The organism is Microcoleus sp. BM001215392 (genome assembly GCF_036700185.1).
GTDB lineage: Bacteria > Cyanobacteriota > Cyanobacteriia > Cyanobacteriales > Microcoleaceae > Microcoleus.
On record NZ_JAUBOJ010000052.1, the window covers coordinates 1 to 21,096 of the forward strand.

Sequence of the window (21,096 nt, forward strand, 5' to 3'; positions counted from 1 at the left end):
CTGGTTACCTAAGCACAAACGTCACCGTTTGTACTCGGCTTCAAAACCGGACATAAACCTTTCGATTTATCCGGCTCCTCAGTGATTTGGTGCTTGTCATGCACACCACCAGCCATTCTATCGAGGGCTGTTTTAACATCGTGACAATGACGGTGTAGTAGCTGGAGATTTCGATACTCATCCTTACCGCCTTGTGAGCGAGGAATTTTGTGATCGATTTCCATCACATCTCCGTATCTGAAAAACAATTCGCAGAGGGCGCACTTTCCCTTTTGCCACTTCAAGAGCTTGGAAACTCTATGAGGGGCTTCGGGGTGTTTACCCATTCTTGTACTCCAGTAAATGAAGTCGCCATTAAACGGACTCACATCGCCTTTCACTTTGATATGTCGAACGATAGGAGTTGCGTTGTGTTTACGCAGTATTTGAGGGTCTTTATCCTCTGAGCGCGTGGCGAACACCCATTTATCCCCGCCGATTGTCTGCCAATATTTCCGTGAGATCCATTCCCAGGATTTATCAGCATGGCGGTGTCTTGCCCAAGCCCCTAGCTTTTGGAAGATGAGGTAATCCTGATGCGAAAAGGCTTCCTTACTAACTACTGTTGAGTAGTAGTTCGACCAGCCTGAGATAATAGGATTCAGCAGTTTTATCAGCGTTGCTTGGTTTGCACCTTTGTGAGCTTCGATGATTCCTGCAATTGCCTCATAGTGTTCTTTCTGCTTCGCTTTGCTTGGGGTGATGATTGTCTTAAAACCAAGCGGTTTGCCTATTGTGTTCTTTCCTGTTTGGTGTTGACCAACTGGAAATTGTCTGATGTTGAAGCCGAGGAAATCAAACCCCGGTTGTTCATCACCATACTCATTCAGCGTGTGAGCTAAACGAGTTTTGCTTGGTTTCAGTGTCAAGCCCATGTCATTTAGCCAATCAGCGATGATTTCTTGACATTTTTGGACGACGACTAGATCTTCGTGGAGAATCACGAAATCATCGGCGTATCGGATTAGGTTCGGAGTGTTGAAATATTCACCCTTTTTATGAAACCAAGTTTCCCTTGAGGTAGCTACTAGCCTCGGAAAGACTTCTTTGATCCGATTGGACATTCCATGTAACGCCACATTTGCCAGTAAAGGCGATAGGATGCCACCTTGAGGTGTACCTGCTTCTGTGGGGAACAGGGTTTTCCTGTCCATTACCCCTGCCTTAAGCCATGCCTTGATTTGGCGACGGATAGTTGGGGATGTGTTCAGCTTGTCAAGAAGAGCTTTATGGTCGATTTGGTCGAAGCATTTTGCAATATCTGCATCTAGCACATATTTGGCTTTGTAGCGAATTGCGTTAAAAATTGCTTCTACCGCGTCATGACATGAGCGTCCCGGACGAAAACCGTATGAGTTGTCCTCAAAGCGAGCTTCCCATTCCGGTTCTAGCGCCAGAAGAACCAGCGCTTGCAAGGCTCGGTCTTTAATCGTTGGAATGCCCAAAGGACGCTTTTCCTCTGTTCCGGGTTTAGGAATCCAAACCCGTCGCGTTGGTGTTGCCTTTGTACCCAGTTTTAGTTGTTCAATCAGGGAAAGTCGCTGCTGGGGTGTAAGGGCTTTTACCCCATCTATACCAGCCGTCTTTTTCCCCCGATTATCCTGGGTCACTCGTCGGACAGCAAGACTTCTTGCAGACCAGGACTTCATCAATGTTTTCTGGAGTCTGCGACAGGCTTTAACATCACCACGCTGTGAGGCTCTGAATATTCTCTTTTGCAGCTTAAACACTCGACGTTCCAGCTTGCGCCAGTTGATCGCTTGCCATTCCACCGTAGTCTTGAAACTCGTTTTAGACATATTTACTGCTACTTGTGACTATTCATTCCAAATCACCGTGAGTCCGTGGGCCTATCCTGGGCATTACCCCAGGCATTCGCTTCTGACTCAATCCTTCCCCCGTCTATCATGCGGTTGGAACCTACTCAGATATTCGACATAAATGAGAGATTTTCAGGGGTTACTTCGTTCCTGATAGCCATTGATTGAACCTTTAGAGTGATGCTCTCCACCGGGTTTAACGGAAGTGCTTGCTGGTCACGGAGACACTTGCCAGCTCCATATCCTTTGCCTTTTGGCTCCAGCGTCGTCAACCTAATTTCGCTGGTTCAAGATAACGATGGTTCAAACGCATCTTTGCTTTCGCTACTCATGGGTTCCTGCTAACGGGATTTCTGGTTAGGTTGCCAGGTTACCGTCTTTCGCCCCGCTTCACGGATTGATGTCCAGTCGCTACCGTGGGGGTCGTGCTTTCACCGCTGCACCTGCGGGGTCGGACTTGCCGAATGCCATGATCTGTTATTTAATGACCGTGTGGCTCCGGTCAGGGTATTTATCGGCTCACCGACATGGCTATCAAGTTGTCAAGGTTCAAACCTTGCGGCTAATCCTCCTAAACCTTTTCAGGATTGGTTTCTAGCCAACGAATCGCACATCGCCTTTCTTATCGTAGAGAATAATCGGAAATCCTTGCACCATTGCACTTTCTAGCGCCCTATCAATTGTAGAAAAAGTTTTACCCGAGCCAGGTGCTCCAATTACTAAAGTTGACCGTTCTGCATGAGGGAGCCAAACAGTGGGAGGAGAACCAAAAGCTGTCTGAATAGTGGTAACAAAACCTCTAAGTTTTTTCCCCTTCCACCAATAGCGAGGACTGCCACACCAGAGCGTGACTTTATTATGCTTGCGCTCCTTAATTTGTTTCAAGGCAAGCTGAGTGGCTGCCATTTTTTCGGAAGTTCCGCACACTTTGCCAGTAGTAATTTTGCCCTTTCCATTTCCTAGAAACCGAGACAGTAAGAGGAGGAATATCAGCGCTCCTATTGTTAGATATCCATCCGGGTTATTGTATTGTTGGAAGAGACCGCCTAAGTCAATTGACGATAGGGGTGTGGGTTGCTGGGTTCTCCTCTGGGCTTGAGCGAGAACTGGAGTAGAGTTAGCCTGTGCTATCAAAAATTTAATCTCAAAATTCATAAGTATCTATCTGAATTCAATATTTTGTCTATCGCTCAATTAACTATGACCTCAGTTGTAGCTACAACTTAGTGTTTGCAGACAAGTAAGCTTAAATCCAAATTACTCAGTGTTAGTTCAGTCTTGGGAACGAGCAATTACAGCCAACAGTTCTAACTTTCGGTAGAAAACAACCAGCACTTGATATTATCCCTGCTAACGCAGTCAACAGGATAGGAAGCAAAATTATTGAAAGATATTTTTACCGTGAACAAGAAACAAAAAGAGTGGCTGTCAGAGCTTTTGAAGAGACACCCGGACTATGAAATTTTAAAACGCAGCACCATCAAACTAGGAAGAGGCGACATTTCGCTAACTTTAGAACGTACAGAATGGATCTACATGGGAGCCGTTGAAGTAAAATATTCAGGAGCCTATCTACCTGGATTAAAGTGGCATTATCTTAACGCCAGACTATCCAGAACGGGCAAATTGCTTTCCGACTTAACCTACAACTCTAAAGTCGTGTCTTACCCTCACTGTCCGCTGGCGCCTGACTGGTTGACAAAATCTAACTTAGAAGAGGTGAAAATTCAGGAAGGAGAACAGATGAATTTCCCCTTTCACGAAGCTGTACTGATGGTAAGCCAGCCCCCATTATTGAAAGGGAGTTTTTACCGAGCCAAGCGGTGGCGTAGGCGCAAACCAGAACGATCGCCTGTAACAAACAGTCGCCCCACTCCAAAACCTTTCCAGCGCGAACTGCCTTTTTTGAAGCCAAAAGCCCTAGCTCCCGATACTAAATTTGTCCCCCTTGCTTGTATTGATGGCGGTTTCGTACAGGTTCCTGAATATCTAATAAAGTTGTTAGAAGAAGCCAATGCTAGTCTATCCGAACAAGCAGATGCAGCTTCTTTGTACGCGATCGCGGGTTTGAAAGGAGCCATCAACTTTGTAGAAGGACTGCCTCTACTGCGGACAATAGGAATAAACGCTTTACCGAGCGTCGATCGCGCCCAATATTGGCAGCGAGAAAATTAAAAGCATTGTGAGTGCTTGATTCTGATAATAGCGCAACTTCAGAAATTGCTGAAGCTGCGCGAGCGCTTTCACAATCGTTCTTTTTTTTGCACACTTAATTAGTCTTCCTCACGATTCGGTAGTTCTGTACTACCAGTTAATTTTTTTATGAAACTTTAATATTTTTGACAAAATTACTAGGCTTAACTGTGCTACCTCTTACCCTTTTTAAAGGTAAGGCTACCGCCTTTCAGGAACTGCAATGTCACAAACTTTTAGAATGGTTAAAACCAATAGTAAAGCTAAAGCAAAAAGCTCAAATAACGCAGGGATGACTGAAGGCACAATCCCACATCAGTCAGAAGACCTTGATTTTGAAATTGACCCCGAACTCCTAGAACCCGGTCACAATCAAGTAAGGCGACCAATTCTGCCCTATGGCATCGTCATCAACGAACAAGTGGCGGGAATATTAATTCCAGAGGATCAGCTAGAAAAAGCCAATTGGTTTGTCATGCCAACAGAAGAGGAAATGACTACAATTGGACTAACAGAAGATGTTACAGGCTTGCTGCTCTCTAAATGCCACTTATGCGTGCTGGGATTCGTCCCTGAATACATTCGTTACAAAAATGACGTTCCCGATCTAGGCGGTAGTGTTGTCGGGCTGTACGAAGAGTATAAAGCTCAACTCGATAAAAAGATAATGGATGTTGTTAGCGAACACGCCATTGTCTTCTTGGATGAAAACAATCGTCCCAGACACAGCACGCCTATTGTCATCAGATTTAAGAATGTTGCGCTTTGGAGTTTTAAAGCAGCCAGAGACGAATTCTACCGTTTGTTGGAAAAAGCATTCGCCGACTATTTCCAAATTCCTTTCAGCGGGAAAACCGATAAATGGCGAAGCCTTGGTATCCTAGAGGTGGAATTCAAAGGAGTTAAAGAAGGTGAAGGCTCTAATAAGAGCTACTGTTGCAAAACTGTCAGCTATACTAAGCCAACTGCTGATAATTTCCCCTTTCTATATCTGGGACGCCCGCAGCATAAAAATGCGATTTGGGGGCTGCACGATATCATTGCCGGATTCACTGAAACTCCTGCATTACCAGGTACAGCCGAACCGCAAATTCAAGTGCTGCCACCCGCTCCTCGTAAAGTAGAAAATGGAAAAAAGCAGACCGCCAATCATAAATCCCCTCGTAAAATTGCCGCTGAAGTAATAGAAGAAGAGGATGATTTCGACGATTTTGATGAAGAAGAGGAGTTCGACGATGATTTTGATGCGGAAGCAGATGACTAACAGCCTCGGTTAGTTACTTTTGAAGAAGTGCCTCATATCCAGTTAGGGAGCGAGGCATTTTTTTATTGGTGCGGAACAGGCGATCGCTAACGAAGAGCCAAGCTCAAATACTTTAAAGTCGCTTATTCCATTTTATTGGGAAGATTAATCAAGGAACTGTTAGCTAACTGGTACTGGCGGCCGTTGAAGCAAAGAAACAACTGCCGAATACCATTTTGTGACGGTTGCTGTACTTGCAAGCAAGGTAAATCAGAGGTTTCTGAGGGGTCACTTACTACTTGAAGTAGCGGTTTATTAGGTGGCAAGTTTTCGTTTAAATAACTAGCAAATACACGATGAGGAGGAACATTCTTTCTGAATAAATACCCAGCATATAAGCAACCTCCCGCTCCACAAACTCCAGGGCTGTTAAAATTAAAAATAACTAACCTGCCTGTTTGTCCGTTTACAGCCCAAGCCAACACATTTGATGCTGAATTCTGGGGGTTCAGGTCAGAATTTTCGGCAACTATGCCTTGAACACTTTCAACAGGGATGAGTCTAGTAGCAGGTGTCCAAGAAATCGTTGTAGCACTCGCGGTGCAACCAGCAGTTCCTAACAACACCGATAACAGCAAGAACAAGACCACTCCAAAGCGGAACCACCGCCCAATAAATAAAAACGATGATACTCTGGACCGAGAATTATTTAGGGAATTAGAAGCGGGGTTTGGGAGTTCCTTATGAGAAGGTTGAGAAAACAGTAATAATTTTTTATTTGCAGCTATGATTGGTGGCTCCCCTATGTGTTCTGAACCTGAAGTTAGTTGTTGATTTTTGCTAAACATTGCTTTAACCTCCGTGAATTATTTCTATGTGGATGTCATGCCAAATCCGGTGATGAAAGACACCAGGCAGATTTACTAAATCCGGTGATGAAAGACACCAGGCAGATTTACTAAGTCCGCTTTAAGCAAAAGTTTGATTTTTGCTTGTAGGAGTCTTATTAAAGCGAACATATCTCACTTATCTTTGCTGGTTTTACTAAGTGAAGGAACAGTAATCCCAACCTGCTTAAATGCCCAAAGCTCTTCTTCCGAAAACTGCCAAGTGGGTTCTCCCAAATTCGGCTGCAAGGTAGAGCGGAACTTATCAATACTCCCTGCCTTGTTGATGGAGTAACGCAATTCTCCCAGAGCGATTTGCCTTGCTATCGGCAGCTTGACAGTGTGGCTGTAAGGATAAAAATCGTTTGTCGGGTTGGAATAAAGCAAGCTACACTGCTTCCCTTGGCGAGAAACCAATACAGAAAAAGGCACGGCATCTCCCTGCAAATAGGCATCGAACAAGCGATATTGAGTGCTGCCATCTGTTACTTCAGTTACAAACTCTGTCCTGAGAGTCCCTAGACCAACTGGAAGGCAAGCTGAAGGGAAATCAGCGTTCCGAGTCGGCTGGCTAAAAGCTGGGGGATGGGTGAATAAACTGCTCAACAAATAAACCAAAAAAGCTGTTAGCAAGCCCCAAGTAAATTTCAACATAACTGTCCGTTTTTTCAAGGAAATCATGGTGCAGAACATCTCCGTTTAATTCAAATTCCTTCTTGAGATGGGTTAACAGCCGTTCCATTAATGCGGGTTTCAAAGTGCAAGCGAGGGTCTGCCGTTGTCCCAGTGCTGCCTAGTCCGCCTATGACCTGACCTTGAGAAACACGATCGCCAACTTTGAGTTTCACTGAACCCTCGCGCAGATGAGCATACCGAGTTGTGCGACCGTTGCCGTGCTCAATTTCGATCCAGTTGCCGTAGCCACCGCCGCAGTTCTGTAACCCTTCCTGGCAGTTAGACACCGCTGTCTTGACAACGCCGCCGCCAACAGCTTTTACCGGGCTTCCCATTGAGCCGGCAATTCCAATGCCGTTATAGATTTTCCGCACGCCGGAAACTGGACGAGTCCGCATCCCAAAGCGGCTGGTTATTGGTCCATTCGCAGGCTTGATATACTGACTCGTGGATTGACCACCGCCGGGGGCAGCACTCGCCGAATTAGAGGATTGCGCCGCACTGGAAGTCGGAACGCAAGCAGCAGCATTCGACTCCGCGATCGCCCTACCTCCCTCTCGATAGCGCCTCAAAACATCCTGTCCGTAACTTGAGAGAGTTAAACGACCGAATATATCGGTTGAAGAGCCGTCAACTTTGGAATAGTCGCCCCCGAAATGCTTTTGAGCTACTCGCTCAATTAGGCGATCGCCACTAAAAAAACTTCCAGTAGTAGGGTCTTTTTCTTGAGAGGTGGCATTCAGCTTAGAAGCGAGACTTTGAGCAAAAACAGCTTCTCGATCGGCAGGCGGAAAAAATTGAAAAAGTTCTGCTTGAGTGGGTTGATAACCGTGTCGCATTTTGGCTAAAAATTGCGTACCCCCTGGTTTAGATGAAATTGAACTAGCAGCGTACTCGTCGTAGTTTATAAACTGGTACTTGCCCAACGGAACCCCGCAATTATTTCCGCCATCAACGCAAGCATTAACGCCGGCATTCTCGTAAGAACTGCTGCTTTCAATACTGGCGATCGCTTCCGACAAAGCGGGAACATTGACTCCTTGAACATTGCCAACTGACACTGGCGCTGGTGCAGTGCTACCCGGAGGGCAAGGAACATTAATATTAGCTGCTGTAGCTACGCCTTTTGTAACAGGAGAAGATACTCCGCCGCGAACTGCCCCAGTTGGTACAGAGGAAGAGCCGCCAGAGGACGATTCCAGCGCCCCAACGAAAATGGGAGAATTAACCCGATAGGTGAAGAAAGGTACTGGGCCAATGAAATAAGGAGAGCAGCCGCAAGGCGAACAAAATCGGAAGAATAGAGCCGTATCAACGGTATCGGTTTGCTCGTCCGGTTCCATGACAACTACCTTAAAAGCACTGCCAAAAGGCAATCTTCCCGTCGGTTCCTTGCCGCCGTTGACACCTTTAAGACAGCCCGATCCGCCCTCCACTTCCTGGTACTTACCGCTAATCCATTGCTTGCCTTCGAGCGAACCGCGAGCGTTCCGACCCGAATTCTCCAGATCGTCTAGTTCGATGTAAGCGCAATCATTTTCTTGGCAGTTAACTGAGAATCCCTGAACGTCGGAGCCTGATATCGTCTTAGTTCGCCGTCGCTCGGCGGGACCATAAACCGCATCAATTCTCATTACTAAATTGCCGAATTCTGCTATTGGATTGGGAAAGCTAGACAGAGGTAAAGCATTCAGCCCAGGTACGTCTTTAATTAAGGTTGTTTGCCAATCTGAAAACGCGCCAAGTTGAGCGCTGCTTAAGTTCGGAATCGAAGACATTGAATACTGAGACAGGTCAATTTCTCCCAGTTTCAACTGACCTAATTGTGGATGGGAACTGAGAACCCGATCTAGAGTGCGATCGGCTACATCAATGCCAGCAGCTTTTGTTGCTAGCAGTCCCGCCACCGGCGCAATCTCTGCGACTTTAAATTGACCGAGAATAGGGATAGCCTGAACTAACTGATTTAACGACTGCTTGGCAACTAAAGTAAATGCGCTTAAAGCTACGCTATCTAAATTCAGACCAGCTTGCTGTGTGACAAAACCAAAGGATAACAATTCTGGTTGCAAAGCTTGGCTGATATCGCCCAACATGATGTACTGGTCAGGAGTTTGCCCTGCTGTCCAACTTCGGCTCAAATCGTAGCCAACTGCCTGCTTGTACTCTCCCGCTGAAAGGCTTCCAGATTGACTGATGGGTGGCATTTGAGAAAAAGAAATTTGTGTCCAATCTGGCAAGAGGGCGTTAACTGAAGTAGGATTTCCTTGCCTGTCCATCCCTGGTATTTCTAAAATTTTTGTGGGCATTTCAGTTGTATCAGCAGGAATTCGTGCCCTAGCAAATATTGGTTGCTCAAACAAAATGGAAACTATTAAGGCTAAAGAGAATAACCATACTGATAATCGCCAGAATCTTGTTGATAATATTCTTCTCATGTTTGTGCAAAAAACTTTGGTTATTGGTTGAGGATACTGTACAAAAGTTAAGCAATTAAGTGGGAGAAAGGAACCCACCGAACTTGATGAGGCTGCAATTGCGCTTCTTAAAATAAATAAAGCAGTCAACCGAGGCTTTACATAGAGCAGCCTCGGCGTAAAGCACTGCCGCTCTAAGTCATCGTCCCCGAAATGAGAAGTTTTATACAGGCGATTTGTAGCCTGCCATCTGAAGCACTACAGCTCTAAATCACCGCCGTATAAATGAGAAGTAGCTGTTTAATCTTGATAGGAATTAGCGTCATTTACCCCTCCCTTAAAATAAGGGTTAGGGTTAGCAGCCGTCTCCGTCCACGGAGTATCTGCTAAATTTAAATCGCCTTCAAAAACGTTTTCTCGATAGCCATCAGCAAAGTAGTCTGGAACCCCGTATCCCTCTGTTTGCTGACTGCTATAACTGTTGCTTCGATATCCGTTAAGGGAGGATTCGCACGGGTTACTTTCACAGCCACTAACAGCATAACCATCAGCGCTGTAACCTGGTTCATTGCCACAGATATTGTTTGGATCGTTCATAAATTATGTAGCTACAAAGTCGTAAGAATCAACAATTAAGCGTAGCTAGGGATAACGAATAGGGGTTTCATCCGATAGTCGTAATTAAACTACCGCCTATCGGCGGATAGGCTACGGCGATCGACGTAGCCTATCTGCAAACAACCAAGACCTACTGCTATTGCACGAAACAAAATATAGTGCTGGCATTGCTCTTAATTTCGCCCGCCTTCCATCCAGCAAGGTGGGTAAAAATTACTCAGAAATATAGAGGCGCGTATATCTACCGAATTGTTTGCCCAACAGACGGCGCAAATCCCTGTAACTGAATTCGCTACGCGATTTTTCTAATCTTCATTCGTCACACAATTATCCTTCAAAAAGATATGACTCAGCTAAATCTGTTAACGCCCGAATTACTTGAAGAAATTACCACTCACCCTGTAAAACCTCAGTCCGGCATTTTGGAAAAGCTGAAGCTATTAGCCCAGATGGGTATGCACCGCGACTTAATAGCCGTGCTACTGGAATTGACCGGAATTCCCCTTCCCCTTTTACGTTACTATGCAGGCCCATTAGTTTTACACAAAACCCCCTGGTCAGAAAGCATACCTGACTGGTTGAAAACGGCTTGCTTATCCGATAGGCTCGATTTGATTCTAGAGGAGTACAGCAACAGAACTGTAGGGAATTACTGCACTTCCACAGAAGTCGTGGCGTATATGATGGGAGCCACATTTGAAGCTCCTCTGCACCACAGTTATTACAACGTCTATATGTGGGCAGCACAAGACACCTTGACAAGACATAATCGGCTACCAAATGGTTACAACTTGTCCGAATTAGCTGAATTTTCAGCCGTGAACTTTGACAGGATCCAAAATGATTATCACCATCTAGCTAGAGCAATTAGGAAAAGCGTTGTCCGCCATGCAGCGTCCCAAGGCTGGGGCAAACGTAAATTGTCCCAAGATAAAAGCGCTGATGCAGATTTACCGACAGAAATGGTAACAGCTAAGTCACCAAAAGATAAGTCAAAAGTTGAAGGGCAATTGACTTTATTTTAACACGTAAAAAAAGGCAACCTTCGCCAATTATAGCCCGAATAGCAGCAAAATTAAAATGAAAGATACTTCATCGCTTGCAGAAATGCTATATGAGCGAATCCGAGAAGCTCCACCTTATTCTTGGTTCCCGTCTCCTCCAGAGCTAATTGAGCTTATGATTGAAGAAGCTCAAATCATTTCAGGAACCTACGCCTTAGAACCAACAGCAGGAGACGGCTTATTGGCGCAGGCTATGGTTAGAGCGGGTGCGATCGTTGATGTAATTGAAATAAACCCGCTGCTACAACAACTTCTGTTTCAAAAAGGGTTCAATCTAGTTGGAAGTGACTTTTTTACAACTGAACCGCAGAGGCGATATAGCAGAATTTTGGCAAATCCCCCATTTTCTACGCCCCACATCAAAGGAGTTGATTTAGATATCATACAACGTGCCTATAACCTTTTTTTAGCCAATTCTGGACGCCTGGTAAGTGTCGTTAGCAATTCCATGAATGTCCGAGGCGATCCGCGATCGCAAGCATTTCGAGCTTTTCTTAAGCGCACGTCTGCCAAGTTAATCGAACTTCCCTTAGAAATCTTTTGGGGGAGCGATCGCCCGGTTACTGTTGAGAGCTACCTAGTCGTAATAGATAAAAAGTAGACGATTGCTTCCCCACTATACCGTTTTATTAGTGGGGACAGCACAACTTACCTTTCAACAAATCACTATTGCTTCCTCTTGAAATAAATTTAAGAATGTAACTTAGCCTTCTCTACCGAATATCTGCCCTAATATCTCCGCTACTTCTATCAATTTTACGACTGAAACTATTACCTTAAAACCCCTCTCTTCCCATGAATAATTCCCCACACTACGCCCCAAATTCTATTGTGGAATACGAGCTGATTACAAACTTTTCCCGACTAAATGATGTCCTCTCGCCTTTAATAAAAGCTCGTGTTATAGCCATAGACACAGAAACCACCGGGCTAGATCCACTTACGGAACGCATCCGACTTATCCAAATAGCTGTCCCCCACCGCCCAGTGATAATTGTCGATCTAGCTGCTTTTGCCGATCGCGAATTATCGCCTTTAAAAGCACTTCTAAACAGCCGTGCGCTCAAAATCTTTCAAAATGGTAAGTTCGACTGGCAGGTACTAGAAATAGCTGGACTTAGACCGTCTGGCCCATTTTTTGATGTCATGCTAGCGAGTCAGGTGTTGCGATCTGGACTCAAGAAAGACCACGATCTACAATCCCTCGCTCTTGAATTTTTAGGAATCAAACTTGACAAGAGCCTACAGTCGAGCAATTTCGGAGGTAAGTTATCAGCTTCTCAGTTAGAATACGCCGCTTTAGATGCTGCTGTCCTGCTGAAACTTAGAGCGCGACTCATCTCAAAACTTCAGAATGCTGGGTTACTCGAAACCGCCCAAATTGAATTTGAAGCGATGCCTGCTGTAGCCCAAATGGAACTAAATGGAATGTTACTGGATGCAAAACACTGGCATTTGGTGGGCGAGGAACTGGAAGCTCAAAAGCAGACTACGCTGGTGGAATTAGTGAAAGCCGGTCTTAAACCAGCCCCTAGCGCACAACTTTCGCTATTTCCAGAGATGGTGGAAACCATAAACCCCCGTTCGTCTGTACAAGTTTTAAGTGCTCTTCAGGCTCTCAACATTCCAATTAAGTCAACAAGTAAGAGCGAACTTATTCCTCTAGCTCGTCAATACCCGATTATCCAGTTGCTACTGAATTATCGGAAATTAGCATCTTTGTGTTCCAACTTTGCTGAGGCATTGCCCAAACACATTCACCCGATAACGGGGAGAATTCACCCCAGCTATCGGCAATGCGGCGCTCGTTCTGGACGCTTTAGTTGCAAGAAGCCAAACTTGCAAAACGTTCCCAGGAATTGTACGGCAAATGGGATGCGTGCGTGCTTCATTGCCGCTCCCGGATATCAAATTATTAAAGCAGATTACAGCCAAATCGAGCTAAGGATTGTCGCTGAAATATCTGGCGATCGCCGAATGCTGAATGCCTACGCTAAACGCGAAGATTTGCATACTTTAACGGCATCTTTGATTACAGGTAAGGCATTAGAGGAGGTAACGGCAGAGGATAGACGGATAGCTAAATCAGTTAATTTCGGATTAATTTATGGCATGGGTGCTGCCAAACTCCAAGCTTATGCTGAAGAAAAGTACGATGTTTTTTTAACCTTGGAGGAAGCTAAAGAGTTCAGAAGACGATTCTTTCAAGCTTATGCTGGAATCAAAAGATGGCATGACAGCATCAGGAGAAGGGTGTACGTCAAAGATATCAAGCAAATTCGTACAATTGGCGGACGTAGAAGACGGTGGGCAAAGAAACCCCGGCTTTCTGAGTTGCTTAATCACCCGGTTCAAGGAACTTCGGCTGATATGTTGAAAGTGGCGATCGCTCGTTTGTTCAAACTCTTACCCAAGACTGGAGCAAAGTTGATTGGTGTGGTACATGACGAAATTTTGTTAGAGTGTCCAAAGGTAACTTTAAAAAGAACCACTCGCCTTCTAAAAAAAGTGATGGTGGAAGCTGGAGAGCTATATCTACAGCAAGTTCCGGTTGAACTAGAAGTAAGAATTACTTCGTCTTGGGCTTGAAAAAAAGTCGCTATTTTAACCATAAATAGTCCGATTAATTTGTCTATTTTTCTAAGAGGAAGTATTATTTATCAGACACCTCCTGTATTGGCTTCTCTGCCTAGTTATCAATTATTCAAGATTGCAGCAATGAAAAATAGTACATTGCTGCGATCGCCAACAAGAGTAGCATAGTAAATAGAAGTTCTACAACGCAGATAAAAAACTAACAACTTCAGGAGCAGAAGCCCTAGTAAAATTGGCAAAATCCCGTGGCAACCTGACATTAAGAGCAAATGCCATTGTGACTAAGACAAATTGCAGTCTTTCAGCTTCAGGGAAATTTTCTGCTGTATTCAAAATTAGACCAACCAATGATGTTGAACGAAACCGAAGTGACACCCTTTCAAATTTAATCTTCCAATAATCTATAAAAAAAGGTAAAATCAGTCGGCGATATGTCGCAGATAAGGGTTCACGATGTTGGTATATGAAAGGTGCGATCGCCATATGCAGGAGAATATCTGTTTCAAGCGGAGTATCATTTTGTAGCGTGGCAACTAAGAAGCCAATTGCTAGAAACACTTCTTCGGTTTGAGGATCGAACCTATTACTAAGATCTAGTATTTCGCTATATGAAACTTCTGGTAAGTAAATTTGTTCGAGTAGCTCTGCTGCTTGTAACCAAAGTTGCGGCTTCACTGCTGTTGCACTAATTTGGCGACATATTGCTGCTACTTCTGTCGCCTGTGAGCCTGCCAGTTCAAAAGAGCGTAGAGCCACTGTACCAATCTGGAAAACTACGGGGAGTAGTCCAACTAAGGCTGCATGATGTTCAGCATTCCGCCATAGTTCACTAGGCTTATTACCTAAAATGGTTTCGACATCAAGATCCAATCCTTGTGGAACTTGACCAAGCTGAAGCAGTTGCATATTAGCGACAAAAGAAGCTCCTGCATCCATTGCAAAATCGAGGACTTCAGCATAACGAGCATTTAACAGTAGATACGGAAGAGCCTCCAGACTGAGACGAGCGAAAACAGCACGCTGGTTTGTATCCCTTGCATCATCCATTCCTCTCAAAGCCCAAAAGGCTGCTCGCTCATCATTGCCAACGGAAGCTGCAAAAAATGTTAAATTGGCCAAAACCGTACTTTCTTTATTTCTGTCGTAATAATCTACTAATCCTAGATTTTGAGAAAAAAGAATACCTCGCTGCGGTGCTGCGTAATCTTCGCCATCCAGTGTTTTAGTTGGAGGACTACCAGTGCGGGCTAGATTAGAGAAATAACCCGATACATGACCGTATATAACAAAGAGTTTTTTCCAGGATTCTGTATCTGACCTACAAGCCAAAAGCTGCTCACCAGCACGATCCCACGTTTCAAACACAGATGCTAGTGAGCTGCCACCTAACCATTGGGAAATAGCAAGTTCACCAAGTGCTTTTACCAGTTCTATTTTATCAATAAGGCTATTAGTTTCTGCTAAATTTACGGCCTTTCTAGCAAATCCAACTGCTAACTGAGCATCTTGCTCTGCAGTTGCAATACTCATATATAGGAGAACTTTGAGGCGTCTAGAGGGATAAGCATTTGTTTCCTCACCTAATGCTTTGCTGAGCCAGATTACAGCCTGATTTTTTTTGTTAATGAATACATATTTTTGCCCTACAAGATCCTGGATCAAAAACCGAACTCGCGGATCTTCAGATGCTTGTAGAATTGCTGCTTTTGCAACAGCTACTATGGCATTTACATCTCCAAGATAATCTCCTAAAACAATAATTTTAGAACGTATAGCACACGCCCACAGCAGCTCTAAATCAAGTTTATTAGCACGTTCTGCCAAGTCTTCATAGGCAGCCAGGATTGCTGACCAATCCTGTTCTTCTTGAGGCTTCTCAGCCTCTTTAAGCCATAACTTTTCTGAAACTACCAAGCAACCTTGTTCAGCTACCTCATGATTAAAGGCAAACTGCCTCTGTTCGAGAGTAAGCTGCTCTATTGTGGTAATCCAGTCGCGAAGATGCTCCGGAGAAGTGATTCCTTGGCTATTTGTCCAAATCATGAATCCAAGTAATCCTTCATCAGAAAATGCTGGCTCATTGCTACCCGGTATTTGTGCATATGGTAGAAAGTGGAGTGCAGTTCTTAAATATCTATTGGCACGTATAGGGTCATTATCAAAGACGGAATTAGTAGCCATCATGGCTCCAAGAACGCCTATAGCATTTTTCTCGCTGGTATGCTCAAGGAGTGTATCTAAGTCTTCAACTAAATAAGATATAGATTTACCATATTTGTGTCGCGCAGCAATTTGCAAGCCACGCAGAAAGATACGAATGCCCAGATCCATTTGCTCAGGAAGTGGCAGACTACCCCATAAAGATAGCAATCCTCTGTCATCCACTAAAATCTCCATAGAATTTAGTTCTCCAAGAGCCGGAATCAGCATCAAGCCAGCTCGGTCAAAAACTTCTGCACCAAGGAAGTGAATAATTGCATTGATAACATCTTGCGGGCCAAGTTGGTGTCTAGATACAATCAGGTTTCCTAACGCTAAATGGCATGATTTTTTCGTCTCAACCAACAAATTATTTTCGCCTAGTTGCTTAACCAGGGGAGAAATGAGCAAACCTTCATCAACATCGCGTTGCACCCAAAGTCCAACTAGAGTATGTAGGCGCTCGCTAGGTCTTTCCAAAACTCGGTTAACAGATGCGACAGCTTGCACCTCAATCAGCGAAAAGCTACCAACGGGCAAACAGAGACGGTATAACAACTCTCTGGTATCCTCATCCTCAACAGAATCCAATACACGCCTAGTTATCTGGCTGTTGAGTGCAGCTTGATACTCACCTTTGAGTAGCCTCTCATATACTTCTTCATTAAGTTGCCAACTGTGCTTGCTTAAATCTCGTGCAATAGTAGTGAGTAATACTGGGTGTTGCTGTGCGATTGCGTTTATGCCTCTGAGCAAATTTGCACTAATCAAAGAACTTGGTGCACCGTAAGATTGAAGGATTTCAGCAGCTTCATCATCAGTAAAAAGTGGAACTTTTATTGAACGAAGAATTGTATTTCCTATAAATTCCTCAAGACTGAATGGAAGCTGATAGGGGCTGGTTGACAAGATCCGAACATCATGTAATCTGCACGCTCTCGTTAGCTGAATCAGTTTTTCTGAAAGTTCATCACTACCTGAAAGTTCTGGCAGATCGTCCAGCACTAGCATTGCACCTTCACCAAGTCTTTCACATAGCTGGCAGTACCACTCGTATTGATTGCTTTGCGATGTTGTGCCCCTTAGTTCTCTACAGACCGCATCTAATTGCTGACAGGCTGCTCTACGGGTTAAGTCCCGCAACCGCACCCAAGCACGACAAGTGCCAATAGCTTGAGCCACTAATATAGCGAGGTGGGTTTTACCCGCTCCAGCCATACCGTCAATGGCTATCCAACTATAATCGTTGAAAATGCTTATTATTGATTTGACAGTTTGCTCCCTATGACTTGCATTCTCTGCAAGCAGGGGAATACTAATATTTGGTGGAGTTGGAAAGTAATTAATTGCTACATCAACACCCTGCTGTTGAATCAAGCGCTGCACTTGGTCATTAACTTGTGAAGCGATCGCATCAGGGAGCTTTGTAAAATTTTGCTCCAGAGTCCCCACGCGCGATTCAAGGTTCAAGACATTAACTATAAGATTTTGCAACAGGTTATGGTCTCTCTCACTTAGCGTAGGAAGTGAAAGCTGATGCGTTCGCTCTTCTACTGTGAGTTGTTTGATATCAGGCTGAGAAAGTAGTTGAAAAACTTTGAGGAAAAGCCTTTGATACTGATCCTTTGCTTGAATTTCATTTGTAGCATACTCTTGTCGAATGAGAGTTTGTAGAATCCAAGTTCTTAATGATTGAGGATCTGGTGTATTCGTACTCCACTCAAAGCTACAAATTAGATCGAGTAGTTCCTCCTTGCTAGCGGCTGTGATAAAATTCCGAAATACTGTCCAAGTTGTATCAGAAAACTTTTCGGGTTTAGAGTCTTTACTTAGAATTATACGGATTCCCTCTAAAGCTTCATTTTGAGAGATTTCTGTTAGAGTCCCTTGGCGGATCTGTTCCCATACAAAAATGCCTTCTTTTTTCTTAAGCATTTCTGGAGAAGGTCTCTCTTTAGTAACTAAGGCAGTAGTTGTGTAAAGAAAATTTAATGTCTGCTGCAAATTATTCTTACGATGCTCAACAAAATTAGCAATGGCTGTGACAGCACTCCAAAGCGTAACAGAAGAGTTGTAGTTTTTGACCTGTTCGAGTCGTCTTTCCTCTTCTCCAGAAAGTGAACGGGAAATTAAATCTATATCCTCCCCACACTCTAGTTCTAGGAATTCTCCGGGTTGCAAAGAAAGCCAACGCTCAATGGTCAGATCAACCTGATAGACATATCCTCGAATGGTGTCCGATGCGTCTCTGTTAGGCTGTGGAGTGAAAGCAGACATAGTTAAATATACAGCGAATTCCAGGTTTATGAAGTACAGTAAGGTTTCATTTCCCTGTTCATATACTGGCTTTAGTGTACTCTATATACCTAGAATATGCTGTACTTAGATGGGTAAATGCTCTCCCTCTATGTGGATATCAGAAGCAGCCAGCCTTCTCCAGAGTAGCCCTCAGAAGTTGGCTACCCAAACAATTCCTGTAACGGAATAGAAAATCGCGATCGATCCTGCCCACTAGCCGATCTAGCATAAGTTGCTTGATTGCGAATCGCTAGAATCTGATCCTCATCGCGAAGCATCGACGGCGTAAACTGGTAACGCTGTTGCCGCAAATCCTGCAAAGTCACCTTCAATTCATCCGGCTGTTTCTCTTGTACCCGATCGCGATAATATATCTCCTCAGCACATTTTCTCACGGCATTGCCTATTTCTGCGGGTGTACAAAGCCTGTAATCTCTCAACAGAATCCGCCACTCATCATCTGTCCAAGGCGACTCAGAAGCATTACGAAACTCAGGAAAATATTTTTTGAGATGAAGATTAAAAATTTCATACATCGCCCCTTCGTGAGGCAAATCCACAAAGAAAATATCATCAAAGCGACGAATTAATTCCGGCGGTAACATCCCCAAACGGTTAACTGTCGCCACGATATAAATTGGGTATTGATGCTCTTGCATCCACGTTAAAAGCTTCCCCGATAAGCGCCTAGAAACACCGCCATCTGCATTGGAATCCCACCCTGCAAAACCTTTATCAAAATCATCCCAATAGAGAATTGTAGGACTTAAAGCCTGAGTCAGTTCCAGCAATTCGCGCAAAGCTAAATCTGGTCTGGAAGAACCGACAATCGAACCCCAATCAGCCGCCAACAGCGGTACTCCCATCTTCTTAGCCGCAAGTTTAGCACTCAGACTTTTGCCCGTACCCGGCGGCCCCCAGAGAATCATTCCCTTGGGAAATTTGAGTCCGTATTTCTCTGCTTCTGGACTCAACAGAGAAGCTACCTTTGACAGCGACTCATCTAGCAAGTCTAAACCACCTGCATCCGGCACATCTGCCTCGGCAATAAATTCTAGGCCTCGCCCCCGCAACTTGTTAACCTTGTGGTCGAGCACCAACCGCGCTATTTCCTCCACAGTCGAAGCAAAAGCTAGCGATCGCTCCAAAATCAACTCGATCTCACCTTGGGGCAACCCCTGGCAAGCTCGAACCAAAGCAGTTTGCAACACCTCGTCACCTTTGTCGCCAAGCCAAGGATTGCGATCCCAAAACAACTCCACCACCTTTTGCGCTGCAACTCGGGACGGTAATGGAGTCGTCAGTACGGGAATCAGCGGCTGCAAGTTCACCGGCAGTTGTATGTAGTTTTCCAGCATCACCCAAAACTGAGGAACCGCAGACCAAGATGAGTGATAGTAAGCATTTGCCAGTTGAAACCCCAGACGCGAACTCACCTGACCGGATTCGTCAAAATCTAGCACTCCCTCAAGAATGTAAATTCCCTCTCTCTTACTCTCTAATAGAAACTCAAGCACGTCAGAATCTGGGTGCAAGTCAGTATTTTGCAAGATACACTGACCGTCCCGACTCACAATTTCCTGCAAGCAACTGTACCCAGAGTTCCAAAAGAAAACAGGCAAATGCAGCTCCTGCCCCCAATTGTGAAACTGTGCTAAAACTCTGATTCGGTCAGGCGTGTAATACTCCAGCCCGACAATCTTAATGCCTCTTTGGGCCAAAGCGAGCCAGTCATTGATGGTACGCATAAATTCAACGGTAAGAAATATTCAAAGGTACTCTTCTCATTGATATGCTACGGTCGAGCGTTGCCATCAGCCAATAGTTCTACAGCAGCCAAACCTACTCTTAATTCTTAGGAATTATTTACCGAATTTCCTCAATATACATAATTATGTATTTCGGCTGCTCTCAAAAAAACACACCGAATTATTACATAAATTTATTTCAAACTAACAAATTTATAAATAATTGTTAATCCCCTAAAAATAATTATAAATTTGATGAAATTTGAGAGCGCCTAACGGCGCTGTTAGCCGTGAAGTAGTTTAATTAAATCAAATTTCATGGCTACAACAACAGCTAAAAACCATAACTCTCGCCCATCCAATGGAGCGGTGACTTTGAATGGCAAAAGCAATGGTGCTGCTAAGTCAAAGAGTCCAGCAACAGCTACCCAATCACAGGTCAGTCGCCGTTCGACACTCACTGTAGAAGAGCAAGCAGACGCACTTCTAGACCGCGTGCGAACTACCATTCTGAAAAAGTTTGGAGTCAAAATTCAACTGCGCGAAAAACGCCTCCAAACTAAGGTAGGTCACGCTACCAAGGAAAAACTAGGTTTGGATATTGCTGCACAGTTAAAAAAACGCGGCAAAACGATGAACTGGCAGCGTTGGAATAACGAAGTGTTTCCAGCTCTATTTGGTCAACCCGATGCACTGCGCCACGATATGGAAGTCATTGCGCTTGTGATGGCAAAACTATACGATGTTTTCGAGCTTGACCCGCAAGAAGCAATTAAAGGTCTTGTCAAATTCAATCAAGAATCGCTTGCTAAACGCAATAGCTATAACAAGCAGGATGAATCCGATGATGAAGATGATGATGATGTGGATGACTTAGAAGATGAACTTGATGCTGATGAAGATGAGGAAACAGATGAATCCGAAGAAGACTTGGATGAGGACAGCGAAGAAGACTTCGATACCGAGGACGAAGAAGATGAGGACGAAGAAGATGAAGACGAAGACTTAGAATAGTCTTTCGCCGTCACTCAATTTTATAGCTTTCCTTCACCAGTGCTTTTGTCGAATATGTAAAACTCTGCTCTGCCTAAAAAAGGCTGAACAGAGTTTTTTTTCTCATATTATTAGAGTAGGTTAACTAACCTTAACTATAATAATTAGTTGGTTAAATTTTTCAACTATTTTAATAAAACTGAATTATCTATACAGCTATTGCTGTTATTTAAAAAATTAAAACTTTTTGATTAACTAAAAAAGGCAGCTATTGCTGCTGTGGAAATGAACAAAATTGAATTCAGGA

The 21,096-nt window shown here is 44.2% G+C and carries 15 protein-coding genes; 7 read left to right on the top strand and 8 right to left on the bottom strand.

What is annotated here, in order from left to right; genetic code table 11:
* Nucleotides 1-8: 8 nt before the first annotated feature.
* Nucleotides 9-1,838, bottom strand: coding sequence for a group II intron reverse transcriptase/maturase (ltrA, locus tag QT974_RS08670; RefSeq protein WP_333468102.1), 1,830 nt, complete (start codon nt 1,836-1,838; stop codon nt 9-11).
* Between the two features lie 615 nt (nt 1,839-2,453).
* Nucleotides 2,454-2,993: a type IV secretory system conjugative DNA transfer family protein gene (locus tag QT974_RS08675; RefSeq protein ID WP_333468103.1), complete on the bottom strand. Its 540-nt coding sequence runs from the start codon at nt 2,991-2,993 to the stop codon at nt 2,454-2,456.
* 249 nt (nt 2,994-3,242) lie between these two features.
* On the opposite strand from QT974_RS08675, the gene QT974_RS08680 reads away from it, so the two are divergent.
* Both QT974_RS08680 and QT974_RS08685 read left to right on the top strand, forming a co-directional pair.
* Nucleotides 3,243-4,034 (top strand): hypothetical protein, encoded by a 792-nt coding sequence (locus QT974_RS08680; RefSeq protein WP_333468104.1) that lies wholly within the window; start codon nt 3,243-3,245, stop codon nt 4,032-4,034.
* Between the two features lie 259 nt (nt 4,035-4,293).
* Entirely contained in the window at nt 4,294-5,316 is a 1,023-nt protein-coding gene (locus QT974_RS08685) for a DUF5895 domain-containing protein (RefSeq protein ID WP_333468105.1), read from the top strand.
* A 122-nt stretch (nt 5,317-5,438) separates the two neighbouring features.
* Here the strand turns inward: QT974_RS08685 and QT974_RS08690 are convergent, their stop codons facing one another.
* The 3 genes from QT974_RS08690 to QT974_RS08700 form a co-directional block, all read right to left on the bottom strand.
* Nucleotides 5,439-6,143 carry a hypothetical protein gene (locus QT974_RS08690; RefSeq protein ID WP_333468106.1) on the bottom strand — a complete coding sequence of 235 codons (705 nt, stop codon included), beginning with the start codon at nt 6,141-6,143 and terminating at the stop codon, nt 5,439-5,441.
* A 174-nt stretch (nt 6,144-6,317) separates the two neighbouring features.
* Complete coding sequence (locus QT974_RS08695; protein WP_333468107.1) at nt 6,318-6,836, bottom strand: hypothetical protein; 519 nt, start codon at nt 6,834-6,836, stop codon at nt 6,318-6,320.
* A gap of 50 nt (nt 6,837-6,886) precedes the next feature.
* Entirely contained in the window at nt 6,887-9,166 is a 2,280-nt protein-coding gene (locus tag QT974_RS08700) for a M23 family metallopeptidase (protein ID WP_333468108.1), read from the bottom strand.
* On the opposite strand from QT974_RS08700, the gene QT974_RS08705 reads away from it, so the two are divergent.
* Complete coding sequence (locus QT974_RS08705) at nt 9,159-9,326, top strand: hypothetical protein (protein WP_333468109.1); 168 nt, start codon at nt 9,159-9,161, stop codon at nt 9,324-9,326. The genes QT974_RS08700 and QT974_RS08705 overlap by 8 nt on opposite strands.
* Before the next feature lie 248 nt (nt 9,327-9,574).
* Here the strand turns inward: QT974_RS08705 and QT974_RS08710 are convergent, their stop codons facing one another.
* Nucleotides 9,575-9,871 carry a hypothetical protein gene (locus QT974_RS08710; protein ID WP_333468110.1) on the bottom strand — a complete coding sequence of 99 codons (297 nt, stop codon included), beginning with the start codon at nt 9,869-9,871 and terminating at the stop codon, nt 9,575-9,577.
* Between the two features lie 365 nt (nt 9,872-10,236).
* On the opposite strand from QT974_RS08710, the gene QT974_RS08715 reads away from it, so the two are divergent.
* The 3 genes from QT974_RS08715 to QT974_RS08725 all read left to right on the top strand — a co-directional run bounded on the left by QT974_RS08715 (nt 10,237) and on the right by QT974_RS08725 (nt 13,545).
* Nucleotides 10,237-10,917 carry a hypothetical protein gene (locus QT974_RS08715; protein ID WP_333468111.1) on the top strand — a complete coding sequence of 227 codons (681 nt, stop codon included), beginning with the start codon at nt 10,237-10,239 and terminating at the stop codon, nt 10,915-10,917.
* Nucleotides 10,918-10,972: 55 nt separating this feature from the next.
* Entirely contained in the window at nt 10,973-11,557 is a 585-nt protein-coding gene (locus QT974_RS08720) for a class I SAM-dependent methyltransferase (protein WP_333468112.1), read from the top strand.
* A gap of 194 nt (nt 11,558-11,751) precedes the next feature.
* Nucleotides 11,752-13,545: a bifunctional 3'-5' exonuclease/DNA polymerase gene (locus QT974_RS08725; RefSeq protein WP_333468113.1), complete on the top strand. Its 1,794-nt coding sequence runs from the start codon at nt 11,752-11,754 to the stop codon at nt 13,543-13,545.
* Nucleotides 13,546-13,731: 186 nt separating this feature from the next.
* Here QT974_RS08725 and QT974_RS08730 read toward each other — a convergent pair whose 3' ends face one another.
* Both QT974_RS08730 and QT974_RS08735 read right to left on the bottom strand, forming a co-directional pair.
* Nucleotides 13,732-18,027, bottom strand: a complete 4,296-nt coding sequence (locus QT974_RS08730) for a hypothetical protein (RefSeq protein ID WP_333468114.1) — start codon at nt 18,025-18,027, stop codon at nt 13,732-13,734.
* A gap of 182 nt (nt 18,028-18,209) precedes the next feature.
* Entirely contained in the window at nt 18,210-19,796 is a 1,587-nt protein-coding gene (locus QT974_RS08735; protein WP_333468115.1) for an AAA family ATPase, read from the bottom strand.
* A gap of 318 nt (nt 19,797-20,114) precedes the next feature.
* On the opposite strand from QT974_RS08735, the gene QT974_RS08740 reads away from it, so the two are divergent.
* Nucleotides 20,115-20,810 carry a hypothetical protein gene (locus QT974_RS08740; protein ID WP_333224292.1) on the top strand — a complete coding sequence of 232 codons (696 nt, stop codon included), beginning with the start codon at nt 20,115-20,117 and terminating at the stop codon, nt 20,808-20,810.
* Nucleotides 20,811-21,096 lie beyond the last annotated feature (286 nt).